Source organism: Nocardia sp. TBRC8007, from assembly GCF_056629435.1.
Genome location: NZ_JBWSOR010000018.1, coordinates 1 through 21,444, shown reverse-complemented (window position 1 = coordinate 21,444; position 21,444 = coordinate 1). Strand labels below are relative to the sequence as shown.

The 21,444-nt window shown below is 66.2% G+C and carries 2 protein-coding genes (1 of these 2 only partly in view); both read right to left on the bottom strand.

Features of this window, described 5'->3' with window-relative positions; all coding sequences use genetic code 11:
- Positions 1–13,146 carry the 5' portion of a non-ribosomal peptide synthase/polyketide synthase gene (locus tag ACX4ZE_RS15090; protein ID WP_480274055.1) on the bottom strand. The gene continues 12,252 nt to the left of window position 1, outside the view, so 13,146 of the gene's 25,398 nt are visible here — the first part of the coding sequence; its start codon is at positions 13,144–13,146; its stop codon lies off the left edge, out of view.
- Positions 13,146–21,444: amino acid adenylation domain-containing protein (locus tag ACX4ZE_RS15085; protein WP_480274054.1), on the bottom strand; the 8,299-nt coding region annotated here is incomplete at its 5' end. The genes ACX4ZE_RS15090 and ACX4ZE_RS15085, both read right to left, overlap by 1 nt.

Genomic DNA, 21,444 nt, shown 5'->3' with positions numbered 1-21,444 from the left:
CACCACGGTCCGCAGCACCCGGACCAGACGAGCCCCGAACGACTCGATAGTGCCGCGGTCGAACAGGTCGGTCGCATACCGCAGCACACCACGCAGCACGGTACCGTCGTTTTCGGCTTGGTGTTCGGCGAGTTCCACAGCCAGATCGAACTGCGCGACCTGGTTGTCCAGCGGGTAGGCCGACACTGTGAGACCGGGCAGACGCAGCACGGTGTCGTCGCGGTGCTCGAAGGTGAGCAGGGTCTGCACGATCGGCGAATGGGCCTGCGATCGAACCGGATTCAGCTCTTCTACCAGCCGCTCGAAGGGCAGATCGGAATGTGCGAAGGCGCCCACATCGACCGTACGCACTCGGCTGAGCAGCTCAGCGAAGGATGTGCCCGCCGCGACCGGAGTACGCAGTACGAGGGTATTGACGAACATGCCGACCAACTCGTCCAGCGCTTCCTCACCACGGCCTGCGACCGGGGTGCCGATGGCGATATCATCGGTGCCCGCCAGCCTGGCCAGCAGTGCGGCGAAGGCAGCGTGCAGCACCATGAAGGTCGAAACGCCGTGCCGATGTGCGAGTTCAGCGATCGCTCCGGTCAGCTCAACGGGAATCTCCAGCTCGACGGTGGCGCCGCGGCCGGAGGCCACCGGTGGGCGCGGACGGTCCGTTGGCAGCTCCAACACTGGGGCCAGTTCGGCGAGTTCGGCTCGCCAGTAGGCGATCTGGCTCGACAGTGTGGAATCCGGGTCGGCTGCCGAACCGAGTGCCTCGTGCTGCCACAGTGTGAAGTCCGGGTACTGCACCAGCAGCGGTCGCCACCCTGGCGCCTGCCCCGCGATCCGCGCGGTGTAAGCCGTCATCAGGTCGCGGGCCAGCGGTGCTGCGGAAACGCCGTCGGCGGCGATGTGGTGGACCACCACGACGAGCACATGGTTGTCGGGTGCAGTACGAAAGAGATTCGCCCGCACTGGAATCCGGGTACGCAGGTCGAATCCGTCAGCGGTCGTCGTTAGCACCGCGTCATGCAGCTGCGGCTCGGCTACCTCGACTGGACGCAATGTCAACTCGGGCACGTCCGCGCCTGCGAGCACCACCTGAACTGGCCCTTCGGCGTCAGCGGGAAAGACGGTACGCAGCGATTCGTGCCGATCGATCACGTCGCGCACCGCGGCACACAACGCGGCATGATCGAGGGCGCCGGTGAGCCGGATAGTGATGGGGATGTTGTAGACACCCGATTCTGGATCGAGCTGGTGCAGCAGCCACATCCGAGTCTGTGCCATGGACAGTGGAATGCGCGCGGAACGCACGCGCGGCGCCAACGTGGGCCTGCCGGCGTCGTTCGGTCTTACCGATCGCGTGACCAGCACCGCGAGCTCGGCCACGGTCGGTGCCTCGAATACGTCGCGCACGGTGAGCGCACAGCCGAAGGCGGCATTCGTCCTGGCGATCAGCCGCATGGCCAACAGCGAATTGCCGCCACGGGCGAAGAAGTCGTCGTCCGCGCCGATCCGCGCCGTACCGACCAGGTCGGCGACCAGCGTGGCCAACACCGCTTCAGTTCCTTCCCGTGGTGGGCGGAACCGCACTGCGGTGCCGGTGAATTCAGCGGCAGGCAGCGCTGACCGGTCCAGCTTGCCGACCGTGGTCAACGGCATCTCGTCGAGCACCACTACATGGGCGGGCACCATATAGGCAGGCAAGTGCGCACGCGCTTCGTCGAGCACCGAATCGGCGGACAGGCCGGTACCGGTGACGTAACCGACCAGAGATTCGTAGCCCGCGTTGTCGGCGGCCACGAGCACTGCCGCATTCGTCACCCCGGTCACAGCGGCGAGGACGGCTTCGATCTCGCCGAGCTCGATGCGCTGTCCTCGCAGTTTTATCTGGAAGTCGTTGCGGCCCAGGTACACCAGATCACTGTCGCGATTCCAGCGCACTAGGTCGCCGGTGCGGTACATCAATTGGCCCGGCGACCCGAATGGATCGGCGACGAACCGTTCGGCGGTGAGCCCGGCACGGGCGTGATAGCCACGAGCCAACTGCTCGCCCGCCAGATACAACTCGCCGGTGACGCCGATCGGCACCGGACGCAACCGAGCATCCAGCACATAAGCCCTGGTGTTCCAGCACGGCCTGCCGATAGCCACTTCCCGGCCCGTCTCGACATCGGCTTCGGTGAACTCGTGATATATCGCCGAGATCGCCGCCTCGGTCGGGCCATAGGCATTGTGCACCGCCCCCTCGAAGCTGCCGTGCAGTGCGGCGAGCAGATCCGGGGTAAGCGCCTCTCCACCACAATGCAAGTGCCGGAACGAGCCCAGCGCGTCCCCCATCCCCTCGCCGATCAAGGCGGCCAGCACCGACGGTACATACTCCGCGATGGTGATCCGGTGCTCGCGCAGTAGACCCGCGAAGTACGCGAGATCCAGATGTCCGCCCGGCCGGGCGATCACCAGCGGGGCACCGACCGCGACCGGCAGGAAACACTCCCAGACCGATACGTCGAAGGTCAGTGGCGCACGCTGCAGGATGCGGTCGGACGCGGTGACCTGGTAGCGGAATTCGAGCCAGCGCAACTGATTCATGATCGCGCGGTGAGTGACCGCGACGCCCTTCGGGCGTCCGGTGGAGCCGGAAGTGAACAGCACATACGCTGTGTTGTCCTGGCGCAGCGCGCCGATTCGCTCAGTATCGGACACCGGCCCGTCTGAGACACCTCCGAGATCGAGCTCAGCGAGGTCGAGCACGCGTATCCCGCCCGGTCCGGACAGCGTCGCTCCGCCGACCGTCAGCACCAACCGCGGCGCCGCAGTCTCCAGCACTTGCGCCACTCGATCAGCCGGATGCGCTGGGTCGATGGGCAGATAGGCTCCGCCCGCGCGCACGATCGCGTACATCGCTACGAGCATGTCGACACTGCGGAATGCGACTAAGCCGACGATGGTCTCCGGGCCGACACCCGCCGCGATAAGCGCGCGTGCCAGCCGGTTGACCCTGGAGGCGAACTCGGCGTAAGTGAGCTCGATATCTTCGTAGCGCACCCCGACCTCGTCCGGCGTGGCCGCTATCCGGGCAGTGAGCAGATCGTCCAGCGTCTCGCCGGGCAGTGCATGCGCAGTGGCATTGCGATCGGCCAGGACCACGGAGCGTTCGGACGCCGACAGCAGTTCGATATCGCCGACCAGGGTGCTGGTGTCGTGCAGCAGGGCACGCAGTATGCGCTCGAATACGGTGAGAAAACCGGCGACAGTCGGCTCGTCGAACAAGTCGAGCGCGTAATGCAGGTGTACGTCGATACCGTCCGGGGCGCCCTCGGTGGTGTAGCGCTCGGTCAGCGTCCAGTCCAGATCCAGCTGGATCGGCGCCGGGCCGACCTCCAGCGCGGCGATGGCCAACTGGTGCAGCCGGAATTCCGGCGCGGCGTGGTTCTGCAGGGTCAGCGCGACCTGGTACAGCGGTGCGTGCGCCTGGGAGCGGACCGGGTTCACGATCTCGACCAGCTGCTCGAACGGCACTGCGGAATGGTCGTAGGCCGCCAGGTCGGTGGCACGCACGCAGGCAAGCAACTCGGCCAGAGACGCATCCGGACGAACTTCGGTGCGCAACACCAACGTATTGACGAACATGCCGACCAGTTCGTCCAGCACCTCCTCGCCACGCCCGGCGACCGGTGCGCCGATCACGACATCGGCGCCCGCACCGTAGCGGCTCAGCAGCACGGCCAGCGCAGTATGCAGCACCATGAACGGGGTCACCCGATGTGCCGCGGCGAGGTCCTGGATCCGCTGGTGCAGGGCAGCGTCCAATCGCCCGGTCAGCGCGCCGCCGCGGTTGGTGGCGACAGCGGGGCGGGACCGGTCCGACGGCAGGGACAGCACCTCGGGCACCTCGGCCAACCGGTCGGTCCAGTAGGCCAGCTGACGGGAGATCAGCGCGGCCGGATCGTCAGCGGAGCCGAGCGCGGCCCGCTGCCAGATCGCGAAATCGGCGTACTGCACCCGCAGCGGCTGCCACACCGGAGCAGTACCCGCGCAGCGCGCGGTGTAGGCGTTGGCCAGATCGCGGGTCAGCGGCGCGAAAGACCATCCGTCGGCCGCGATGTGATGCACGACGAACAGCAGGATATGCACCTGTTCCGCATCGGCCTCGGCGGCTGCGTTGTGTACGCGCAGTAGCTGTACACGCAGCGGGACCTCGGTGGTCACGTCGAAACTGGTTTGCGCCGCGACAGCAATGAGTTCGGGTACCTGAGTCGCGGATACCGGCCGCACGACCATATCGAACAGGTTCGCCTCGGCCGGGAGGACCACTTGCGCCGCCACGCCATCGTGTTCGGGATAGATCGTGCGCAGGGTTTCGTGGCGGGCGACCACATCGGCGACAGCCGCTGTCAGAGCGGGCACATCGAGCGCCCCGGTCAGCCGCAAAGCGAATGGGATGTTGTACCCGCCACCGGCATTATCGAACCGATTCAGGAACCACATGCGTTGCTGGGCGATCGACAGCGGAATCGCCGCGCCGCGTTCCTGCGACGTGAGGGGTGGCAAGACAGCGGATTCGCTCTCATCCGTTCGAGCCACAGCGATCCGGCGGGCCAATGCGCGCACTGTCGGCGCATCGAAGATCGTGCGCACCGGCACCTCGGCGCCAGTGGCCTTGCCCAACCGCGCGGCGAGCTGGGTCGCGCTGAGCGAATTGCCGCCAAGGGCGAAGAAATCGTCGTCCGCACCGACCTCCGCCACCCCGAGTAGTGTCGTAAATGTCTGTGCGACAAGTTCTTCCGAAAATCCACTCGGTGCATGGAACTGTGTAGTCTTCGGCGTGGGCTCAGGCAGCGCCGCACGGTCCAGCTTCCCTGAGGAGTTCACTGGGAACCGCTCCAGCACCACGAAGGCCTGCGGCACCATATATCCAGGCAGTCGCTCGGCGACTGTGTCCCTTACGGTGGCGATATCGACCGGCTCCTCGACAACCAAGTAGGCGACCAACTGCTGCCCTGTACCCCGATCGTCGCGCACCATGACGACCGCCTGGGCAATGTCTGGCGTCGCGAGCAGAACCGACTCGATCTCGCCGAGTTCGATGCGCAGGCCACGCAGCTTCACCTGGAAATCGGCGCGGCCCAGGAATTCCAGCTCCCCAGCCTGGTTCCATACCACCAAGTCGCCAGTGCGGTACATCCGTTCCCCCGCCGGACCGAACGGGTCGGCGATGAATCGGTCACCAGTCAGATCAGTACGACCCAGATAGCCACGCGCCAGCTGGGCACCCGCCAGATACAACTCACCCGGCACTCCCACCGGCACCGGCCGCAACCGTACGTCGAGCACGTAGGCCCTGGTGTTCCAGATCGGCTTGCCCAGTGCCACGGTCTCGACATCGGCGTCGGATACCTCGTGGAAACTCACCTCCACCGCAGTTTCGGTCGGACCGTAACCATTGTGCACCCGTGCCCCGGCGAGTTCACGCATCCGCTGGGCCGTACCCGCGGGCAAGGTCTCACCGGAGCAGAACACCTGGCGAAGCGACGGCGCCTCGACCGGATCGGCCACGAAAAGAGCGAGCATGGACGGCACGAAGTGCGCGGCGGTGACGCCCTCGCTCCGAATGAGTTCGGCCAGATAAGCCGGATCGCGATGCCCGTCCGGCCGCGCCAGCACCATCCGTGCCCCCACCTGCAAAGGCCAGAAGAATTCCGGCACCGACACATCGAAAGTGGCCGGCGTCTTCTGCAGCAGCACGTCATGCGGTCCCAGCGCGACATACGCCGACTGCATCCAGCGCAGCCGGTTCACAATTCCGCCGTGGCTCATCACCACGCCCTTCGGCCTGCCGGTCGATCCGGAGGTGAACAGCACATACGCGGTATGCGCCGGACGCAGCGGCGCACGCCGGTCGGCATCGGTGAGCGGGGCATCCGAATAGCCGGACAGCTCCAGCTGATCGATCCGTATCTCGGCGATACCACAATTCAGCTCGGCTCCAGCGGTGAGCACGAAGACCGGCCGGGCGGTGTCCAGGATGTGCGCGGTACGCTCGGCAGGGTGGTCAGGGTCCAGCGGCACATAACCACCGCCCGCGACAGTGATCGCGTACATACCGACCACCAGATCGATCGAACGCCGAATCCCCAGCGCTACCAGCGTCTCCGGACCGACACCTTGGTCGACGAGCCAGCGCGCCAGCCGGTTGACCCGACCAGCGAACTCACTATAAGTAAGCGTCGCGGAGCGGCTCGATGAGAGGTGGTGGTCGGGCGACGAATGAGCCGTCGGCACCTCGAAGGTGATCGCGGGCGCGTCCGGTGTCCTGGTCGCTTGTGCGGCGAACAGTGTGGCGAGCGTGTCCGATTCGCCGATCTGGTGCGCGGTGGCGTTCCACTCGCGCAGCACCAGTGCGCGTTCGGTGTCCGAAAGCAGCTCGATATCACCGATAGGCATGTCCGGGTCGATTGCGACGGCAGCGAGTATCCATCGGAATCGGGCGAGGTACAATTCGATGGTCCGCGCATCGAACAGATCGGTCGCATACCGCAGACTGCCGGACAGTCCCTCCGTCCCGTTCTCCTCCTCGATGACCAGATGGAGATCGAATTTCGCGCCGGTATCAATGATCTCGACCGGACGCACCGCCAGTCCCGGCACCTGCAGCTCCGCGCTACCGAACGCGGGTGTCGCGGTCGCGAAGCTGAACATCACCTGGAACAACGGATGCGCACCGGAAGAACGATCCACCGTCGTAACGTCTACCAGGCGTTCGAACGGCAAGTCGGCGTTGGCGAACGCGGCCAGATCACCGTCGCGCACCTCGGCCAGCAACTCGGCGAACGACGCAGCACCACTGACCTGTGTGCGCAGCACCAACGTGTTGACGAACATGCCGACCAGCGCATCCAGCGCCCGCTCACCACGCCCACCGACCGGTGTGCCGATCACGATATCGGTGCTACCGCTCAGTCGGGCCAAGGTTGCGGCGAAGGCCGCGTGCAACGCCATGAACAGGGTCGCACCACCGCGTTGCGCTACATCGCGCAGCCCAGCCACCACCTCAGGCTCCAGCACGAAGTCCACAGCGGCGCCGCGCTGCGACGCCACAGCAGGTCTGGGGCGATCGGTCGGCAGCGGCAACTGCGGCGGTGCGCCGTCGAGCACCGCGCGCCAGAAACGCAGCTGCTGGTAGGCCAGATCGCCTGGGACGTCCTCAGCGCCGAGCACATCCCGATGCCACAAGCTGTAGTCCGCGTACTGCACCGGCAACATGGCCCAGTCCGGTCGCGTACCGGTCCGCCGAGCGACGTAAGCCCGAATCAGATCGGTGCTCAGCGGGACCATCGACAAAGCATCGGCCGCGATATGGTGCACCACGAACACCAACACATATTCGTCGCCGGAGCCGTCGGGTCGCGTATCCGCGTGGTCGATGGCCAGCAGCACGATTCTGGTAGGCGGCTCGGTGGTCACATCGAACCCGGCACGGGCGATCCCGGCCACGGTATCCGCCACCGCGGCGGGGGTGACCGACACCGGCCGCAGTGCGAGGCTGACGTCGACAGTATCCAGCACCGACTGGTAGGGGCCACTTTCGGCATCGGGGTAGACCGTGCGCAATGTCTCGTGTCTGGCCAAGACGTCGAGCACGGCATGTTCCAATGCGGGAACATCGAGCCGCCCGCTCAGCCGCAGCACGACCGGAAGGTTGTAGACACTGTCGGCGCCGTCCTGGCTCTCGATCCGATTGAGGAACCACAGGCGCTGCTGGGCAGGTGACAGCGGCACCCGCTCGGGCCGATCCCGACGGACCAGCTCGGGCCGGGGCATGGCATCGGCGCTCAGTCGCGTGACCGCGTCGGCGAAACCCGCCACCGTGGTCGCGTCGAACAGCGTGCGCACCGGGATACGTACCCCGATAGCTTCGCCAGTACGGGCGGTGACCTGGGTGGCATCCAGTGAACTGCCGCCGAGCGCGAAGAAGTCGTCGTCCAGACCTACTCGTTCGAGGCGCAGCACCTCTGCGAACACCGCGGCGACCAGCCGTTGTGGCGCGGTCACCGGTGCGCGGAACCGCTCGACCGAGAGCACCGGGACCGGTAACGCGGCACGATCGAGTTTGCCGCTGGTGCCAAGCGGGAATTCGTCCAGCTCCACTACGGTCGCGGGCACCATGTAGGCGGGCAAGCGTTGAGCGAGTGCGGCTTTCAACGCTTCAGGAACGACAGCCGCATCCGGCGTGGCGATCACATAGCCAACCAGGAAATCGCCGGTGGGGCCGCTGATCAACCTGACAACCGCCTGACTCACTTCAGGTGCGGCCAGCAGCGCCGTCTCTATCTCGGCGAGTTCGATTCGCTGTCCACGGAATTTCACCTGGAAGTCTGTGCGGCCCAAGTAGATCAGTTCACCATCGGCACTCCAGCGCACCAGATCGCCAGTGCGATACATGCGCGCGCCCGACTCGCCGAACGGGTTGGCGACGAAACGGTCAGCGGTGAGATCGACCCGGCCGTGGTAGCCGCGCGCCAGCTGCACGCCCGCCAGGTACAGTTCGCCCGGCACCCCGATCGGCACTGGCCGCAATCGCGCGTCCAAGACGTAGACCTGCGCGTTCCATTCCGGCTCGCCGATCGGAACCAGCGGTGCGTCCGCCGCGGTGACCGCACGATAGGTGATGGATACCGCCGCCTCAGTCGGGCCGTAAAGATTGTGCAGCCCCGCGGCGCACACGTGATCGAACGCGGCCACCGTCTCCGGTGGCAACGCCTCACCGATGACGAACACCGCACGCAGTGTGTTGAGTTCGCCTGGCTCCACGTGCGCGGCGAACACTGCGAGCATCGACGGCACGAAGTCGGTGAGCGTGACACCGTGGCGAGCGATGGTCTCGGCGAGGTAGCGCGGGTCGCGATGCCCGTCCGGCCCGGCCAGCAACAGAGTCGCGCCCGCGCGCAGGGGCAGGAAGTAGCCCCACAGTGACACATCGAAGGTGCTCGCGGTTTTCTGCAAGTAGATATCGCCGGCACAGAAGCCGTATTCGGCGTGCATCCAGACCAGCTGGTTGGCGATGGCCTGGTGACTGACTGCCACGCCTTTCGGCTTTCCGGTCGATCCGGAAGTGAAGATCACATAGGCCGGGTGCTGCGGACGCAGCATGGCACGGCGTTCACCATCGCCGATCTTGCCTGGCGAATACCCCGAAAGATCGAGCTCGTCCAGGTAATGCACGGTGCCTGGGCGAGACTCGGCCGTCATGGCCGTCGCGTCGAACCCAGCCGTCGTAGTGGTGAGGATCGCATGCGGACATGCGGTGTCGAGGATGTGCCCGATGCGCTCGGCCGGGTGCGCCGGGTCCACCGGGACATATGCACCGCCCGCCCGCGCTACGGCGTACATGGCCACGACCAACTCGACCGAGCGTGGCATGGCCAGCACCACCAATGCTTCCGGGCCGACACCGCTGTCGATGAGCATTCGGGCCAGCCGATTGGCCCGATCGGACAGCTCGGTGTAGCTCAACTGCTCGGTTTCGGTGCGCAGGGCGGTGGCATCCGGAGTACGGCGCACCTGCGCATCGAAGCCCTCATGCATGAACCGGTCGGCCACCTTGTGCCCGCTGGCATTCCAGCTGGAAGTAACGTAGTCCAACTCCCCCGCGTCGAGCAGGACGATATCGCCGACTGGTGCTTCTGGTGTCCGCACGGCCGCACTCAGCAACCGGACGAACTTGGCCGCGAATTCCCGCACGGTCGCGGCATCGAACAGATCGGTGGCGTAGGTGAATTCAGCGCGATACCCCGTCGTGGTATCCGATACGGTGAGCTGGAGATCGAATTTCGCGAAACCGGGATCGAAGTCGACCAGCTCCGTCTCCAGACCCGGCATTGCCAGCGCGACCGGTCCCATGTTCTGCATGAACAACGCGACCTGGAACAACGGATGCCTGGCCGCTGAGCGCGCCGGATTCAGCGCCTCCACCAGCTGTTCGAACGGGATATCGGCGTGCGCGAAGGCACGCAGATCACGTTCAGCGATCTGGGCAAGCAGCTCGGCGAAACTGCGGGCGCCATTCACATCCGCGCGCAGCACCAGGGTGTTGACGAACATACCGACCAGATCGTCGAGCGCGGCCTCGCCGCGCCCGGCGACCGGCGTGCCGATCGCGATGTCGGTCGTGCCCGACAACCGGGCCAGTAGGGCTGCCAGCGCCGCGTGCCACACCATGAACGGAGTGACGCGGCAATGGGCCGCAAGGGCCTCCAGGTCAGCGCGCAAGTCGGCGTCGATAGCGAACTCGAATGTCGCGCCGCGATATGAGGCGGAGGCCGGTCTAGGGCGGTCGGCAGGCAGATCGAGTTGTGCGGGCAACTCCGCCAATTCGGCCCGCCAGAAAGCAAGCTGACGCGCGGCCAAGGAATCGACATCGGACTCCACACCGAGCACTTGTCGCTGCCACAACGCGTAGTCGGCGTACTGCACCGGCAGCGGCGTCCACTCCGGCGCTCTACTGTCATACCGTGCGGCGTAGGCAGTGGCCAGATCGCGCATCAATGGGCCGAGCGAAACACCATCGGCGGCGATGTGGTGGACAACGAGCACCAACGTGTGGTCCTGCGGCCCGCAACGCAGCAGGCGCACCCGCACCGGGATCTCCTCGGCGACGTCGAATCCCTGGCCCGCCACTCGGCCTATCGCCTCGACGAGCCGCTGTGGCGGCACCTCCGTCGGGGTCAGGTCGAATACCGCGTGCACGCGGCGCACCAGCTGCGCCGGTCCGGCCAAGGTATGCGGATACACCGTGCGCAGTACCTCGTGCCGAGCCACCAGATCGGTGATCGCGGCCGATAAGGCGGAGACCTCGAGCGGCCCGCGCACGCGCAGCGCCACCGGAATGTTGTCCACGGCCGCGGCGCCGAGGTCGCGATCGATCTCGGCATCGGCGCCGAACCGGTTGAGGAACCACATCCGTCGCTGCGCCGGCGAGAGCGGGACATGCTCCGGTCGCGAACCCGCGACCAGCGCCGGACGCGGTGTCGCCGGAATCGACGTCGCGGCGCGCCGAGCCACCGCGGCCACGGTCGGACGATCGAAGAAGTCGCGCACATCCACCGAGGCGTCAAGGGCCGCCGCGACCCGGGCGATAGCGCGGGTGGCCAGCAGAGAATTGCCGCCGAGGGTGAAGAAATTGTCGTCGGCCCCCACCCGCTCCACGTCGAGCAGTTCGGCAAAGATCGCCGCGACCACCACCTCTGCCTCGGTTGCCGGCGCGCGGTAAACTGCCGCGTCGGTGCCGAATTCCGGCTCGGGCAGCGCCCGCCGATCCAACTTGCCATTGGCATTCACCGGCATCGCGTCCAGCGGGACCAGCATTGTGGGCACCATGTACTCGGGCAGCTCGCGCTGAACGGAATCCAGCACGTCGACCTGGTCGGTCGCCTCGCCGACAACATAACCGACCAGATGTTCGCCGCTGGTGTGCCGATACAGCACCACCGCCGCCTGTCGTACCCCCGGATGCCGCAGCAGCGCTGCCTCTACCTCGCCCAGCTCGATCCGCAGCCCACGCAGTTTCACCTGAAAGTCGGTACGGCCCAGATATTCCAGTTCGTCCGGTATGCCGTCGGGGCCGGGTGCCCATCGCACCAAATCGCCGGTGCGGTACATCCGCTCCCCTGCCGGTCCCTCCGGATCGGCCACAAAGCGCTCCGCGGTCAGACCGGGACGGGCGACATAGCCGCGGGCCAGCTGCACGCCGGCCAAATACAGCTCGCCCACTACACCACGCGCCACTGGCCGCAGGTTGTCGTCGAGCACCAGCAGTTCGGTATCGTCGGCGGCTACTCCGATCGGCACCTGGGTAACGTCCGTGCCGGTCACCTCATGCGAGGTCACATCGACCGCGGCCTCGGTCGGCCCGTACAGATTGTGCAGCGTCGCACCGCTGAGGTCGCGGAAGCCCGCTGCGGTCGCGGCAGGCAACGCTTCGCCGGAGGCGAAGACCAGCCGTAACGAATCCACTGCCGCTGCCTGCGCCTCAGCAGCGAATACCGCGAGCATGGACGGCACGAAATGCGCCACGGTGACGCCACACTCATCGATCACCCTGGTCAGATAAGTCGGGTCCCTGTGCCCTTCCGGCGCCGCGATGACCAGTCGCGCTCCGATCTGCAACGGCCAGAAGAACTCCCATACCGACACATCGAAGGTGAACGGGGTCTTCTGCAACACCACGTCATCGGCGTGTAACCGGTACAGCCGTTGCCGCCAGCGCAGATTCGCCACGATCGACCGGTGCGATACCGCCACACCCTTCGGTCGTCCGGTCGAGCCGGAGGTGAAAATCACGTAGGCGAGCTCGTCGGCCGAATGAACGAGCACGGGGGCATCCGGCGTGGGCGCGCCTGCAAACCGGTCTATCCGCAGCGTCGCGATATCGCCGCCGAGCTCGGGCTCGTCCGGTGTAGTGGTGAGCACGAGCACCGGTTCGGCGACCGCGAGTACATAGGCGATGCGGTCGGCTGGGTGATCGGGATCGATCGGCAAATACGCGCCGCCTGCCTTGAGGATGGCGTACATACCGACCAGCAAGTCGAAAGACCGCCGAACGGCCAAGCCGACCAACGCGTCCGGTCGGACGCCGAGCTCGATCAGGTGTCGGGCCAGTGCGTTGACCCGCCCGTCGAACTCGGCATAGGTCAGGGTCTGGCCCGCGTACTCGAGCGCTACCGCGTCCGGAGTGCGCTCGACCTGCTCCTCGAACAAGCTCACTAATGTCTCGACCGGCGCCACTGCGAAAGTCAAGACGTCGTGCGCCACAGTCAGCGCGTCGTCGAGCAGTGCGTCCAGGATCGCGCCGAGCGCTCCCGCACCGGATTCCAGCAGTGCGGGAAGCCGGCCGGAGACCACCACCGAGACCAGCGCGTCCGCGCCGAGTCCTGCGCCCATCGCTTCGGACAGCACCGCGAGTTCTTCCGCGAGCTCCGCGTAAGTGACAGCGACTTCGCCGTGGCTCAGGGCCACTCGCCGCGGTTCCCGTTCCGCGACGGCCGCGATGAGGACGGGCAGATCGTCGATACCGTAGGCGCGGCGCATGGCGGCGCGATCACCTGGGGCGGACTGCGCGCCGCTCGTGCTGGACGTAACCGAATCTGCGTGGTTCATCAACGGTTTCCTTCCGAATCGAGCGCCGACTCCGAATCGGCGAGCACCGCTTGTGTGGTGGCGAGCAGGGTCTGTAGAAGGGCCGCCAGACCGCTACCGCCCAAGGCAGCGAGAATGCCCGGTACCAGTCCGGCGAGCGAAACATTGATCAGGACTTCTGGCGTGGCCGCCGCACCCATTGCTTCGGCCACCGAGGTGAGCTTGGTGTCCAGCTCACCGAAACTGACCACCTGATCGCCATGTTCAAAAGCGCGGGCATCGGGTGCGCCTGCCGCTGCCCGTGCCACCAGCACAGGCAGATCGGCCACCGTCGCGGTGGGCCGAGGTCGGCGTTCGGCGGCGGAGCGGATGTCGATCGCGCGGATCGCCACCTCCGGATCGGCTGCGACCGTATCTAATACCCGCAACAGTCGCTCACCGAGTATGTGCGCGGTCGATACGTCGAAAATGTCTGTGGCATAACTGATATGCAGATCCAGACCGGTACGGGCACCATCGGTGCCGAAACATTCGAGCACAGTGAACTGCAGGTCGAACTTCGCCTCGGCCAGGGTGAGATCGAGCGCCTCGACCGCGAGCCCGGGCAGCTCGACCGAACCACCCGGCATATTCTGAAAGGTGAGCAGCACTTGGAACAGCGGCGTGTACGAGCTAGAGCGGGACACCGCTAGTGCCTCGACCACCTGCTCGAATGGCACGTCGGCATGGGAGAGCGCGGTCATATCGCGGTGCGTGGCCTGCCGCAGCAGCTCCGCGAAACTCGCTACAGGGTCGACCTCGGTCCGCAATGCCACCGTATTGACGAACATACCGACCAGCTCGTCCAGTTCACGGACACCGCGACCGGCCACCGGGGCACCGACCGTGATGTCCCCGGTGCCGGACAATTTCGCAAGCAGTACCGCAAGCGCGCTGTGTACCAGGGTGAATAAGGTACCGCCGTGCGTACGGGCAAGATGTTCGAGCCGGTCGACCCGCTCGCTGCCGATTTCGATCACGACGGTAGCGCCTCTGGCGTCCCTGTGGGCTGGTCGCGGGCGATCGGTGGGCAGGGCGAGCAGTTCGGGCGCGCCGGCCAGTTCGCGCTGCCAGAAGGCGAGCTGACGGGCGAGCACACTGTCCGGATCGGACGCGGCGCCGAGCAACTCCAAGCACCACACGCTGTAGTCGCGGTATCCGATCGGCAGCGGGGTCCACTCCGGTGCGCGCCCGGCCGACCTGTCGAGATAGGCGCGCACCAGGTCTTTGGTCAGCGGAGCGACCGAGTACCCGTCCGCGACGATATGGTGCAGCGTCACCACGAGGACGTAGTCGGCGGCGGCGGTCGTGAACAGTGCGGCGCGCACCGGAGGCGCGGCGGCGATGTCGAAGCCGGGGGATACGAATGCGGCGATCGCGGCGTCCAGTTCTTCGTGCGACACCTCGATCGGTGTCAGGTCGACCGCGGGAGCGGCCACGACCTCTTGGACCGGCCCCTGCTCGGTATCCGGGTATCTGGTGCGCAACGTTTCGTGCCGGTCCAGCACATCCCGTACGGCAAGAGCCAACACGGCTACATCCAGCGCGCCACGCAGTCGCAGACCCACAGGGATGTGGTAGGCCGAGGAGTCGGGCGCGAGCCGGTTGACCACCCACATGCGTTGCTGGGCCGGCGCGAGCGGTACCGGTGCACCGTCCGTGCGACGAGCCAGGACAGGCCGGGCCGCAGCGTGATCGATGTGTGCGAGCCGTTCGGCGAGCGCGCCCACCGTCGGCGCCTCGAACACCGCGGCCACCGGAACGTGGCCGCCCAGTGCCGCACCCAGCCGAGCGGCCAGCCTGGTGGCCATCAGCGAGTTGCCACCTCGGGCGAAGAAGTCGTCGGCTGTGCCCACGGCGGCCATGCTCACCGAGTCCAGGCCTATGACTTCCACGAAAGCTTCCGCGACCAGACACTCCAATGCGCTGACCGGTGCGTGGAAGGCGGCTTCGGCAAAGATCGGTTCGGGTAGCGCGGCGCGGTCGATCTTGCCATTGGCGGTGAGCGGCAGCGCCGCCAGCACAACCACAACGGCTGGGGTCATATAGCCGGGCAGTCGCGCCGCCAGCGCCGTGCGCAATGATGTCGCCAGCTCGGCGCGCGTATCCGGATCAGCCTCCGGCACCGAGGCATACGCGACGAGCCTTGCTCCGGCTCGCTCGTCCGCCCTTGCCACCGCGACCGCCGCGCTGACACCCGGCTGGTGCCGCAACGCGGCCTCGACCTCACCGAGCTCGATCCGGAAACCGCCGATCTGCACCTGGAAGTCCGCGCGTTCCAGGTATTCCAGCATCCCGTCCTGCCGCCAGCGCACGATATCGCCGGTCCGGTACATTCGCTCGCCCACGGTCGGATCGGCCGCGAACGGGTCTGCCACGAACCGATCAGCGGTCAGCGCACAGCGACGCTGGTAGCCGCGCGCCAACTGCGCGCCTGCCAGGTACAGCTCACCCGGCACCCCTATCGGCACCGGTCGCAAACGCGCGTCCAACACGTAGATCCGGCTGTTCCAGACAGGCGCGCCGATCGGAACAGCATGCTCCTGCGGTGCACGTACTTCGAACGAGGTGATCGATACCGCCGCCTCGGTCGGGCCGTACAGGTTGTGCAGCACGGTCGTGCCCTGGTGCCTGCGCAAGAAGTCCTCCACAGTGGCCTGCGGCAACGCCTCACCGATGGCCAACACATCACGCACCGAAACCGGCAGTGGCAGATCGGGTTCGACCGCAAGCAGCATCCCGATCAGTGAAGGCACCGCGTGCAGCACTGTCACACTGTGGTGTTGCAACAGCATGCGCAGCTGGTCCGGATCGCGTTCGGCGCCGGGCTTGGTGATGAACAGCCTGCCGCCGGTAACCAGCGGAGACCAGAACTCCCACACCGACAGGTCGAAGGTCGCGGGGGTCTTCAGCAGCACACGGTCATCGGCGCCGAGCGCGAATTCTTCGGCGAGCCAGGCGAGCTGGTTCACCACAGCAGCATGCGGGACCGCGACCCCCTTGGGCAGGCCGGTGGAACCTGAGGTGAAGATCACGTAGGCCGGGTGTTCTGGCCGCAGCGGACGAATCCGCTGTGCGTCTGTGACCGGCGTCGTATCGAACTCGGCATGGTCGAGCTGGTCGACGTCCAGCACAGTGCACTCGATGTCGATCGGCATCCCATCGTGCGAAGTAGTCAGCACAGCCGCGGGGTCGGCGACCGCCATGATGTGGGCGATCCGTTCAGCCGGATGATCGGGATCGATCGGCACATACGCACCGCCTGCCCGCACCACCGCGTACATCGCGACGACCAGTTCCAGCGAGCGGCGCATCGCCAGTACAACGGTCGTCTCCGGACCGACACCTGTCGCGATGAGTCTGTGCGCCAACCGGTTCACCTGTTCGTCGAACTCCGCGTAGCTGAGCTCGTTTCCGCTGTTCGCGTCGACCAATGCGATAGCATGCGGGCTGCGCGCGCATTGCGCGCCGAACAGATCCGCCAGGGTCTCCCGTGGCAGCGGATGCCGAGTCCGATTCCAGTCGGCGAGCACCAGTGATCGCTCGGCGCCGAGTAGATCGATATCACCGATCGGCAGATCCGGCCGAGCCGCCACCGTTTCGAGCACGTGGCGCAGCTGAGTGACGAAGCGGAGCGCGGTCGGCCGCTCGAACAGGTCGGTGGCATAACCGAGGGTCAGATCGATGCCGCTGGGTTCGCCTTCGTCGGCATAGTGATCGACGGCGAATAGATGCATATCGAATTGTGCTATCCCGCTGTCATATTCGACCTCTTGCACATCGAGCCCCGGTAGCCGCAGCTGTCCGCGCTCATGGTTCTGGAACGAGTAGCCGATCTGGAACAGCGGGTGCCTTGCGGTCGATCGCACCGGATTGAGCACTTCTACCACTCGTTCGAACGGCACCGTGGTGTGTTCCAATGCCGCGAGATCGGCCGCGCGCGAGCGAGCCAGCAGGGCGGCGAAAGAGGCGTGGCTGTCGACACCGACGCGTAGTACGAGAGTGTTGACGAACATTCCGATCACGTCATCGAGTTCGGCCGCACCGCGGCCGGCCACCGGTGTGCCGACCACGATGTCGCCGGTGCCCGACCAGCGGGCAAGCAGGGCCGCGAACGCCGCGTGCACCACCATGAACAGCGTCGCACCCTGGCTCCGGCCGAGCGCGACAAGATCCGCGTGCAGCCGCGCGTCGATCGCCAAAGGTACTTTCGCACCGCGCAAGCTCTGCGTGGCAGGGCGCGGACGATCGGACGGCAGCGCGAGCTGGTCGGGCAGCCCGGCCAATGTCTCGGTCCAGAAAGCGATCTCACCCGCAGCCACTGATTCGGCATCGTCCTCCGCGCCGAGCAAATCGCGTTGCCACAATGCGTAATCGGCGTACTGCACCACAAGGGGCGCCCATTCCGGTGCCGCACCGTCACGCCGGGCGGCGTAGGCGAACACCAGGTCGCGCACGAACGGAACGATCGATGATCCATCGGCGGCGATATGGTGCAGCACTGCGGCAAGCACGAATTCCTCGTGCACGGGTTCGGGGTGTGCCTCGGCACGATCCACGCGCAACAGCCACATCCGCACCGGCACTGCGGTGGTGACGTCGAAGGTGGTCTCGGCCAGCTGCCGAATCCGCTCCGGGACCTGTGCTTCTGGAATATCGATCGGCTCCAGCGCCGGTGTCGCCCGCGCGGCGGGCTCGATCAGTTGCACCGGGGCATCACCGAGCTGCGGGTAGCGGGTGCGCAGTGCCTCGTGTCTGGCAACCACATCGCCGATCGCCGCCTGCAACGCAGGCACATCCAATATGCCGGACAGCCGCAGGGCGACGGGAATATTGTACGCGGAAGAGGATCGATCGTATTGGTTCAAGAACCACATCCGCTGCTGCGCAGGCGAAAGTGGGATTCGCTCCGGGCGCGATCCGGCCACCAACGGCGGGCGCGCACCCCCCATGGTGACCGCGCATGCTGCCACCGCGAGTTCCGCGACCCGTGGCGCTTCGAACAGCACACGCACGCCGACCCTCCGGCCCAGCGCCGCACCGATCCGGGTGACCGCCTTCGCGGCCAGCAAGGAACTTCCGCCCAACTCGAAGAAATCGTCGTCGGCACTTACCCGGCGCTCCAGTCCGAGCACATCGGCGAATACCTCGGCCACGACACGCTCACTCACCGTGCTCGGCGCCCGATAAACGGTCGATTCGAACAGCGGCGCAGGCAGTGCGGCCTGGTCGAGTTTCCCGTTGACCGTCAACGGGATGCGCGCCACCGGCACGATAGCGGCAGGCACCATGTGCTCGGGCAACCGATGGCCAAGTGTATGGCGTAGTGCGGCGGTGTCGAGCGCGTCATCGCCGGATACCACATACGCGACAATGCGCGGTTCGTCTACTAGATCGGTGCGAACCACCGCAGCCACCTCACGCACCGTCGCGGCCGCCGCCAGCAATGCGGCCTCGATCTCGCCCAATTCGATCCGGAACCCGCGCAGGTTCACCTGTTGGTCCGCCCGGCCGAGATATTCCAGGTCACCATCGGCGGTCCAACGGGCCAGGTCACCGGAGCGGTAGGCACGGGATCCGTCGCTCGCGTAGGGGTCGGCGACGAATCGTCCCGCGGTCAAGGCAGGACGATGCAGGTAGCCGCGTGCCAACTGTCCACCGGAGACGTAGATCTCGCCGGGTACCCCGACCGGGACAGGCCGCAATCGGTCGTCCAGCAGGCGAACGGTCAACCCGGGCAGCGCCGCGCCGATCACACTGGCGGAGCCGGTCTCCGCACCGATTTCGCGGTAGGAGACATGCACCGTGGTCTCGGTGATGCCGTACATATTCACCAGCCGCGGCGAGTGCGGATAACGCGCGAACCAACCGGTCAACCGCTGCGGCTCCAACGCTTCGCCGCCGAAGATCACTGTGCGCAGTGCGAACGCGGCGGGCTCGGACTCGGTCGAGTCGGCGGCTACGAGTTGGTAGAACGCCGACGGCGTCTGATTGAGCACAGTGACCCGCTCAGTGATCAGCAGTTCCCGGAACTGCTGCGGCGAGCGGGCGGTGTAGTAGTCGACCACTACGAGCGTGCCACCGGACAGCAGCGCGCCCCACAACTCCCACACCGAGAAGTCGAAAGCGTAGGAGTGGAACAGCGTCCACACATCCGCAGGGCCGAAGGCGAAGTACCTGTGGGTATTGTCCAGCAGTCGCAGCACATTGCGGTGCGGCACCACCACGCCTTTCGGCCTTCCGGTAGAGCCGGAGGTATAGATGACGTACGCGGCATGCGCAGAGCGCAGCGGTGCGCGCCGATCCGCGTCGGTGATCGGCGCGGTGCTGTACGCGGCGAGTGCCGAGGCGTCGACGTCGATGATCGGTCCACCGAACCAGCCGGATGGCAATTCGGTGCCTGCGCCGGCGACCGCGCAGATCGGGCTGGCATCGTCGAGAACATACTCGATGCGGTCGGCCGGATAGGCCGGATCGATCGGTAGATACCCGCCTCCTGCCTTGAGCACAGCGAGCAGAGCGACCACCAGTTCCACTGACCGAGGCAGTGCGACGGCCACCAGTGTTTCCGGACCGACCCCTGCGGCGATGAGCCGCCTCGCCAGCCGGTTGGACCAACTATCGAGTTCGGCGTAGGCCGGCGACCGCACCCCATCGCGGACTGCTGTCGCCGATGGTTCGAGCGCGGCGGCTCGCGCGAATCGATCGGCCAGACTGTCGGTGACCTCAACGGCAGCGGGACCGCTTACCGCCCATTCGTACAGCGCCCGCTGCTGCTCCTCGGCGCTGAGCAACTGGATATCGCCGATGACCACGGTAGGATCCGCGGCAATAGCAGCGAGCACCTGGGTGAATCGCCTGCCGAGGACCGCGATGGTCGCCGCATCGAACAGATCGGTGGCGTAACGGATCTCGATCTGCATGCCGTCCGCACGACCGTCTTTGTCGTTCGACTCCAACACAGTGAACTGGAGATCGAACTCAGCTGCGGGCGAATCGAAATCATGCATCGATACGCGCAGTCCCGGCAACTCGATTTCGGGTAGTGCGAAATTCTGGAAGGTCAGCGCCACCTGGAACAGCGGATGACGGTTGCGCGCACGGGCGGGCGCGAGTGTCTCGACGAGCCGTTCGAACGGAACATCGGCGTGTGAGAGCGCATCGATGTCCTGATCACGCACTGTATCCAGCACGGTCTCGAATCTGCTCCTGGAATCGATGACGCTGCGCAACACCAGGGTGTTGACGAACATCCCGACGAGCCGATCCAGCGCCGCCGCGCCACGGCCTGCGACCGGGGTTCCGATCGCGATGTCCGAGCTGCCGGACAGACGGGACAACAAGATCGCCAGCGCCGCGTGGACCGTGCTGAACAACGTGGTCTCCCGCTTACGGGCTAACTCCCGCAGTTCACTGTGCAGGTCGGAGTCGATCCGCAAGCGATGGGCCTCGCCGCGGTAGGACGACACCGGCGGTCGCGGACGGTCGGCAGGCAGTTCCAGCTGCTCCGGAAGCCGGTCGAGCGTACGGCGCCAGTAGTCGAGTTGGCGCTCGGTATCGGCGAATCCGGCCTGCCAGAGCGTGTAGTCGATGTACTGCACCGGCAATGCCGCCCAAGTGGGCGCCGTCTCCGCCTTGCGGGCGGCGTAGGCGGTCATCAGGTCTTCGGCCAAAGGCCCTAGTGAGAACCCGTCCGCGGCGATGTGATGCAACACCATGGCGAGCACATACTGTGGCCGCGTTTCCTCAACTATCTCGAAAAGTACTGCGCGAATAGGTCTTTCAACGGTCAGATCGAAGCCGGGAATCGCCAGCGCGCGCAACCGGTCGACCAGCGCGGTATGGGACACCCGTTCGACCGAGATGTCCGGTGCGGCCTGGGCCAGGACTACTTGTTCCGGGCCTTCCGGACCGTCCGGGTATATCGTGCGCAGGGTCTCGTGTCGAGCCACGACGTCGGCGAGAGCCGCGGCCAGTGCCGCGATATCGAGGTCGCCCGACATCCGCAATGCGATGGGGATATTGTCGACGGCGTCCGCGGGTCCGGCCTGCGCGTCGGCATGGAATCGGTTCAGAAACCAGATACGTTGCTGAGCAGGAGACAACGGAATCCGGTCCGGGCGCGGCACGGGACGCAAGGGAGCACGGCCACCGCCACCGCGGTGCGTTTCGGCATAAGCGGCCAGTGCGGCGACAGTCGGCGCGTCGAACAGCGTGCGTACCGGGACCTGGGTGTCCAGCACCTCGCCGAGCCGGGCGGTCACCTGGGTAGCCAGCAGT